The organism is Luteimonas salinisoli, from assembly GCF_013425525.1.
Classification (GTDB): domain Bacteria; phylum Pseudomonadota; class Gammaproteobacteria; order Xanthomonadales; family Xanthomonadaceae; genus Luteimonas; species Luteimonas salinisoli.
In genome coordinates this window covers 1-2,123 of sequence record NZ_JACCKA010000037.1, presented here as the reverse complement: position 1 = coordinate 2,123, position 2,123 = coordinate 1, and the positions used below count along the sequence as shown (strand labels likewise).

Annotated in this window: 2 protein-coding genes; both read left to right on the top strand. The window is 57.7% G+C overall.

The window, feature by feature from the left end; translation table 11 throughout:
- Positions 1–1,509: RHS repeat-associated core domain-containing protein (locus tag H0E84_RS05150; protein ID WP_180677568.1), on the top strand; the 1,509-nt coding region annotated here is incomplete at its 5' end.
- Positions 1,506–1,988, top strand: coding sequence for a hypothetical protein (locus tag H0E84_RS05145; protein ID WP_180677567.1), 483 nt, complete (start codon positions 1,506–1,508; stop codon positions 1,986–1,988). The genes H0E84_RS05150 and H0E84_RS05145, both read left to right, overlap by 4 nt.
- Positions 1,989–2,123: the final 135 nt, after the last annotated feature.

Genomic DNA, 2,123 nt, shown 5'->3' with positions numbered 1-2,123 from the left:
TTCGGCCCGGCCGCCGGATGGACGTACGGGAACGGCCGTCGCCTCGATCGGGTGCATGATCTGGATTACCGGCCCGCGTCCATCAGCGACCCGGCTGCCGGCGGATTGGATTTCGGCTACAGCTACGACCCGGTCGGCAATCTCACGGCGCTGCACACCGCCGACTTGGCCGAGCCGCCGCGAGCCAGCTTCGACTACGACCCGCTCGGCCGCCTCACCGCCTTCCGCGACGGCGCCGCAGGCGCAGCCATCGAAAGCTACGGCTACGACGCCACCGGCAACCGCACCAGCTTCACCAATGCCGGCGGCAGCCAGGTCTACAGCTACCCGGCCGACAGCCACCGGCTCGCCGCCGTGGCCGGCGTGGCCCGCAACTACGACAATGCCGGCAATACCCTCGCCATCGGCACGGCCAGGGAGTTCGTCTACAACGCCGCCAATCGCATGAGCCAGGCGAAGCAGGGCGGCGCGGTGACGATGCACTACGTCTACAACGGGAGGGGCGAGCAGGTGCGCAGGCATCTGGGCGTCAGCGACACGACCACGGTGTTCGACGAGGCTGGCCGCTGGCTCGGGGACTACGACGCTGCGGGCACACCGTTGCAGCAGGCGGTCTGGCTGGATGACTTCCCGGTCGGCCTGCTGGTCGGCAGCTCAGGCGTCAATCGGCTCCACTACGTGCAGCCCGACCACCTCGGCACGCCACGGGCGGTGATTGATCCGGTGCGAAACCTCGCCGTGTGGAATTGGGATCTCGCCAGCGAGGCTTTCGGGAACAGTCCGCCGAACGAGGATCCGGATGGGGACGCCACTGCATTCGCTTTCGATATGCGTTTTCCGGGGCAGCGGTACGATGCGACGAGCGGGCTCAGCTATAATTACTTCAGAGATTATGAATTAACTACCGGACGATATTCTCAAAGCGATCCGCTTGGATTGATGGCGGGAGTTAATACATATACTTATGTAAGCGGTTCGCCTTTAGTGTGGGCTGACATGTATGGTTTGCTGCAGTGGACGACGAACCCAATTGTTTGGAGTCCAACGCTAGCGCCAGGTCTCCAGACACGCACCTTTCCAGGAGATGGCTTGTCGACCGTTACTGAGGCCAGCGCTGCTAGAACCACTCTTGACTGGTCAATTTCCGCGACCTGTGATTGTAGTAATGGTAGTTACTCATTGAATGAGTACTCAGTCGCATTTACCCCGATCGTTTTTCTCAGGCAGAGCTACAACAGGATGAGTGAAAGGCGGGCTTCTCGCCGAGCCGAATTGGATCATGTTCGTGATTTAAGAAGTTGGATCGGTAGCGCGAGAAGCGGAGCGCAATCTCTGGAGGATTCAATGAAGGGTCAAGGATTCTTTGATTCTGCTGAGTGCGAAGCCGCTACGCGGCAAGCTATGCAGCAATTCCTGCAAGCTGGTGCGAGACAGGCCGCTATTGATTCACACAATAGATGGGATGCAAGCGGACGCCACACCCAGGTTATTCCGGGACCGGCAAGATGAGCAAGCTTGCGTTACTGATGTTGGTACTATTTCCGGCGCTCTATGCTCTTGGGGCGGATAACCTCCGATGTGAGGGGCAGGTTGCCATTGAGTATAAAGGAATTCAACGATTGAGCGTTTGGGGTAGAGATAATCCATTTGGGTCCTTTGTTATATCGAATAAATCTTCCAGTCAGGTTCGATTGCCATTGGATAATACGTTGCTACCAACAATAATCCATGGCCAATATATTGAGCTGCAAAGTCGGCATATATCTGATGTTACATGGGAGATGGATGCGGTTGTTCTTGAAGAATTCTTTCCGCCGCAGAAATGGATGACCCTTGGGTCTGGCAGCGGCGTGGCATTCTTCTTGGACATGATTGGTCCGGTGAGTGATCCGGGGCGGAGTGAATCCAGGGAGTACCGAGTCTCTTTGAAGGACATGGCTGGGTGCCATTATTTTTCAGAACCATTTCGTCTGGCAGAGGTTGAATAGTTGTCGGTAATATGGGTAGAACAGGGGGGGGTACGACGCGGCGGCAGCACCCGCTACTGCTACGACCGCTTCGGCCAGATGACGCGCAAGCTCCAGGTCACCAACGGGCAGACGTTCGCGCTGCGCTACAGCTAC

Bases quoted from the DNA above. Each gene is read 5' to 3' on its own strand.
- H0E84_RS05145 (WP_180677567.1), top strand. From the start codon at position 1,506: ATGAGCAAGCTTGCGTTACTGATGTTGGTACTATTTCCGGCGCTCTAT.